The organism is Hydrogenophaga sp. (assembly GCF_022844385.1).
GTDB lineage: Bacteria > Pseudomonadota > Gammaproteobacteria > Burkholderiales > Burkholderiaceae_C > Hydrogenophaga.
Genome location: NZ_JALHLX010000181.1, coordinates 1 through 5,266 on the forward strand (window position 1 = coordinate 1; position 5,266 = coordinate 5,266).

General features: G+C 69.4%; 4 protein-coding genes and 1 pseudogene. 4 read left to right on the forward strand and 1 reads right to left on the reverse strand.

The window, feature by feature from the left end:
• The 4 genes and pseudogenes from Q0C59_RS18365 to Q0C59_RS18380 all read left to right on the forward strand — a co-directional run.
• Window positions 1-366, forward strand: a pseudogene (locus tag Q0C59_RS18365) (ABC transporter substrate-binding protein); the annotation flags it as partial.
• Window positions 342-2,015 carry an ABC transporter permease gene (locus Q0C59_RS18370; RefSeq protein WP_291218271.1) on the forward strand — a complete coding sequence of 558 codons (1,674 nt, stop codon included), beginning with the start codon at window positions 342-344 and terminating at the stop codon, window positions 2,013-2,015. The pseudogene Q0C59_RS18365 and the gene Q0C59_RS18370, both read left to right, overlap by 25 nt.
• Window positions 2,012-2,662: an ATP-binding cassette domain-containing protein gene (locus Q0C59_RS18375; RefSeq protein ID WP_291218273.1), complete on the forward strand. Its 651-nt coding sequence runs from the start codon at window positions 2,012-2,014 to the stop codon at window positions 2,660-2,662. The genes Q0C59_RS18370 and Q0C59_RS18375 overlap by 4 nt, the downstream gene beginning before the upstream one ends.
• Entirely contained in the window at window positions 2,652-3,257 is a 606-nt protein-coding gene (locus Q0C59_RS18380) for a CDP-alcohol phosphatidyltransferase family protein (RefSeq protein WP_291218275.1), read from the forward strand. Before Q0C59_RS18375 ends, Q0C59_RS18380 begins: the two co-directional genes overlap by 11 nt.
• Here the strand turns inward: Q0C59_RS18380 and Q0C59_RS18385 are convergent.
• Window positions 3,242-5,266, reverse strand: a 2,025-nt coding sequence (locus Q0C59_RS18385) for an HAD-IC family P-type ATPase (protein WP_291218277.1), incomplete at its 5' end; no start/stop codon positions are given. The two genes, Q0C59_RS18380 and Q0C59_RS18385, sit on opposite strands and share 16 nt — an antisense overlap.

A 5,266-nucleotide genomic window follows, 5' to 3' on the forward strand; every position in this document is an offset into this window, starting at 1 on the left:
GAAGCCGCCAACGAGATCGCGGCCAAGCGCCTGCCCACCTCGGTGGTGAGCTGGCAGTTTGAAAAAGGCACGATCGGCAACACGCACTTCGTGGCCATTCCGTACAACGCACGTGCCAAAGCCGGCGCGCAGGTGGTGGCCAACTTCCTGCTCTCACCCGCCGCGCAGGCCCGCAAGGCCGACATCGCGCACTGGGGCGACCCGACCGTGCTCGACCTGGCGCGCCTGCCGGCCGCCGACCGGGCGCTGTTCCAGACCGGCAACCTGCCCGGCCTGGTCACCAAGGGCGCCCCCACGCTGCCCGAACCCCACGCCTCGTGGGTCGATCCGCTGGAGAAGGAGTGGGCGCGCCGCTACGGCGTGTGATGCGTTTGTCGTCGAACGTTTCCCTTCGGCACCTGGGTGCAGGCGCCCTGCTGGCGCTGGCCGCCGTGCCGATGCTGTGGACCGCGCTCGAAGCGCTCAAGACCGGCAGCAACACTGCGGCCTGGCGCGCACTCGCGCAAGACCCCGCCCTCACTCACGCCGCGCTGCTCACCCTGTGGACCGGCCTGGCCTCCACGTTGCTGGCCTGGTGGGGCGCGGCCGCGCTGCTGGCACGCGGCTTCGTGCGCCAGCGCCTGGCGCGCCTGCTGCGCGGCCTGCCGGTGATGCTGGCCACGCCGCATGCCGCCCTGGCCATCGGCTTGTTGTTTCTGCTCGCGCCCAGCGGCTGGCTGCTGCGCGCGCTCTCGCCCTGGCTCACCGGTTTCGACAGCCCTCCGCCCTGGCCCACCACGCAAGACCCCTGGGGCCTGGGCCTGATCGCCGCACTCGTGATCAAGGAGATTCCGTTCCTGCTCTGGACCGCGGCCACCCAGCTGCAGCGCGACGACGTGCGCCAGCGCTGGCGCGCCGAACATGCCCTCGCGCAAACCCTGGGCTACGCACCGCGCCGCGCCTTCTGGCTGGTGCTGTGGCCGCAACTCGCCACGCGCCTGCGCTGGCCGCTGCTGGCGGTGCTGGCCTACGGGCTCACCGTGGTGGACATGGCGCTCGTGATCGGCCCGGCCACCCCGCCCACGCTGGCCGTGCTGGCCTGGCAGTGGCTGCAGGACGCCGACCCCGCCACCTACGCGCAAGGCGCGGCCGCAGGCGTGCTGCTTGCGCTGCTGGTGCTGGCCTGCAGCGTGCTCTGGCTCGGATCGCAGCGCCTGCAACGCAAGGCGCTGGCGCATGGGCATGGTGTTCGCGGCTCGCCTTCACGAACACCGGGCAGTGACATCGGCGTGTGGCTGCTGGTGGGTGTGTACGCTGCCGTGCTGCTGGCGCTCGCCGTGGGCAGCGTTAGCGGGGTGTGGGCATTTCCCGCCGTGTGGCCGCAGTCGTTGACCACCGCCGCATGGGAACAGGTAGCGCAGAGCAGCGGCACGGTGCTCACCACGCTGTGGCTGGCAGCGGGCAGCAGCGCGGTGGCGCTGGTGTGGAGCGTGGCCTGGCTCGAACTCGCGCCGCGCCGCTGGGACGATGCCCTGCGCCCGCTGCTCTACCTGCCGCTGGTGCTGCCCGCCGTGCTCTGGGTGGTGGGGCTGTATGGCGTGGGCCTGCAACTGCGGCTGGAAGGCCAGGCCAGCGGCCTGCTGATCGCGCACACGCTCATGGTGCTGCCCTATGTGCTGCTCGCGCTCAGCCCGGCCTACCTTGGCTTCGACCCACGCTACGCCCAGCTCAATGCGAGCCTGGGCCGCTCGGGTTGGGCGTTTCTGCTGCGCGTGAAATGGCCGCTGCTCAAGCGCGCGCTCGCCTCCGCCGCCGCTGTGGGGTTTGCGGTGAGCGTGGCGCAGTACCTGCCCACGCTCTACGTGGGTGCGGGGCGTTTCGCCAGCGTCACCACCGAAGCCGTCACACTCGCCTCGGGCGGGCAACGTTCGCTCACCAGCGCCTACGCCGGCCTGCAACTCGCGCTGCCGGTGTTGGCCTTCGCACTTGCCGCCTGGCTGGGCCGCCCCCGCCGATTCACCCACTCTGCTGCATGACGCTCGCTGTTCACATCCACCGCCTCGCCACCCGCGACCACACGCTGGTTCAAGACCTGCGCTTTGAAGTGGCTGCAGGCCACATCCTCACGCTCATGGGACCCAGCGGCAGCGGCAAGAGCTCGGTGCTTGCGGCCATGGCCGGCACGCTGGACAGCGTGACCGAAGGAAGCGAAGCCTTGCAGTTTGAAGGCACGGTGACGCTGGACGGACGCGACCTCACGCGGCTGCCCACCGCGCAACGCGGCATCGGCCTGCTGTTCCAGGACGACCTGCTGTTCGCCCACATGACGGTGGCGGAGAACCTGCTGTTCGCCGTGCCCGCCGGGCCCAGGCGTGAGCGCCTGGCCGCGGTGGAGCAAGCGCTGGACGAATCGGGCCTGGCTGGCTTCGGCACGCGCGACCCGGCCACGCTGTCGGGCGGGCAACGCGCACGCGTGGCGCTCATGCGAGCGCTGCTCGCGCGCCCGAAAGCGCTGCTGCTCGACGAGCCGTTTTCCAAGCTTGACGCCGCGCTGCGCGACCAGTTCCGCAGCTTCGTGTTCGAGCACCTGCGCGACAGCGGCGTGCCCGCCGTGCTGGTGACGCACGACGCGGCCGACGTGGCCGACCCTGCGCTGGTGGTGGAGCTCGGTCGTGCTGGATAGCGCCATTCAACAGGTCTTGAAACCGGTGCTCAGCCGCATGGCCCGTGGGCTGGTGCGCGCAGGCATCGGCGCCGACGCACTCACCTTCATCGGCTTCGCGATCGGCATGGCCGCAGCCGTGTCCATCGCCCTGCAGCATTTCACGGTGGGGCTGGTGTTGCTGCTGCTCTCCCGGTTGATGGACGGGCTCGACGGTGCCGTGGCTCGCCTCACCCAGCCCACCGACCGCGGCGGCTTTCTCGACATCACGCTGGACTTTCTTTTCTATGCGGCCATCCCGCTGGCGTTTGCGGTGGCCGACCCGGCACAGAACGCCCTGCCCGCAGCCGTGCTGCTGGCCAGCTTCATCGGCACGGCCAGCAGCTTCCTGGCGTTTGCCATCGTGGCCGCCCAGCGCGGGATCACATCGACCGCTTTGCCCGACAAGAGTTTTTACTTCCTCGGCGGCCTGACCGAGGCCACCGAGACCATCGCCGCGTTCGTGGCGATGTGCCTCTGGCCGCAGTGGTTCGCGCCCATCGCCTGGGGCTTCGCAGCGCTGTGCGCGATCACCACGGCGCTGCGCATCGGCTGGGGCTGTCAGCGCCTGAAGTGACGCAGCAGGGTTTTCTCCAGCTCCAGGACCAGCAGCACGGCCACCCCGGCGGCGGCACACAGTGACAGTTGGACCAGATCCAGCGACCGTGTGTTGAACAGCGTCTGCATGAAAGGTGCATAGGTGAACAGCGCCTGCAACACCAGCACCCCCGCCACCGCCAGCAACACGCGGGGCGTTCCCTGAACGCCGCGCCAGGTGAACGAGGGCGCTTTGAGGTAACGCACGCTGAACAGGTAAAAAATCTCCATCGCCACCAGCGTGTTGACCGCCATGGTGCGTGCCTCCTCGATCGGGCTGCCCATGCTCAGCGCCCAGCGGTAGATGCCGAAGATGCCGATCAGGAACAGTGTGGACACCAGGAAGATGCGCCACAACACAAAGGAAGAGAGCATGGCCTGCGTGGCGGGTCGGGGCCTGCGCTTCATCACGTCGGGCTCGGTGGGCTCAAAGGCCAGCACCATGGCCAGTGCCACCGAGCTGACCATGTTCACCCAGAGGATCTGCGCCGGCAGGATCGGCAGCGCCAGGCCGAACACCACGGCGGCCAGCAGCGAGAGCGATTCACCGCCGTTGATGGGCAACAGGAAAACCACCGTCTTGCGCAGGTTGTCGTACACCGTGCGCCCCTCCTCCACCGCGTGGGCGATGGAGGCGAAGTTGTCGTCGGCCAGCACGATGGCGCCGGCCTGTTTGGCGGCTTCGGTGCCCTTCTGCCCCATCGCCACACCCACATCGGCCTGCTTGAGCGCGGGGGCGTCGTTCACGCCGTCACCCGTCATGGCGACCACCTCACCGCGCGCCTGCAAGGCCTGCACCAGCCGCAGCTTGTGTTCCGGGCTGGCGCGGGCGAACACGTCCGTGTCCTGCACCGCCTGGCGCAAGGCCTCGTCGTCCATGGCCTCGATCTCGGGGCCGGTGACCGCGCGCAGCGCCTGCCCCATGCCGAGCTGTCCCGCGATGGCGCTGGCGGTCGTGCCGTGGTCACCGGTGATCATCTTCACGCGGATGCCGGCCGCCCGGCACTGCGCCACCGCCGCAATGGCTTCGTCGCGCGGCGGATCGATGATGCCGACCAGACCGAGCAGGGTCAGGCCCTGGCTGACCGTCTGGTGATTCAACGCCTGTCCATCACCGAGCTGACCGCGCGCCAGCGCGAGCACCCGTCGACCACTGCGGGCCTGCGCTTCCACGGCCGCGTTCCAATGCTGCGCGTCCAGCGGCGCCACTTGTCCATTGCGCAGAAGCTGGTGGCTGCACCTCACGAGCACGCTTTCGGGGGCACCCTTGAGCAGCACCTGGTGACCACCGGCCCGGGCATGCGCGGTGGCCATGAAGCGGTGCTCCGATTCGAACGGAATGGCCTGAAGGCGCGGGTGCTCGACGCGCAGCTCCACCGGATCGATGCCGGCCTTCATGGCGAGGCAGAGCAAGGCACCCTCCGTCGGATCGCCGGTCAACTGCCATGAAACACCGTTGCCGGCCGGGGCCTGGCCAATGCCCGCCTCGGGCCTTTGTTGCAGGCTGGCGTCGTTGCAGAGCGCGGCCGCCTCGGCCAATGCCAGCAGGGCCGGCGATTCGCGAAACAACTCGCCAGCCATCAAGGGCCGATCCCCGTCACGCAGATGACCGTCGGGTGCATAGCCCACACCCTCCACATCGATGAACTGGTCGGCCAGCACCACCTGCTGGACCGTCATTTGATTGCGCGTCAGCGTGCCCGTCTTGTCGGAGCAGATCACGGTGACCGAACCCAGCGTTTCCACGGCGGGCAGCCGGCGCACCACCGCGTGGCGCGCAGCCATGCGCTGCACACCGATGGCCAGCGTGATGGTCATGATGGCGGGCAATCCCTCGGGAATGGCCGCCACGGCCAGGCTCACGGCGGTCAGGAACATCTCGACCGCCGGCATCCCGCGCACCAGGGTGCCGAAAGCGAAGAGCAGCGCCGCGGCCGCCATGACCGCCAGCGTGATCCAGCGGGCGAGCTGGGCCATGTTGCGCAACAG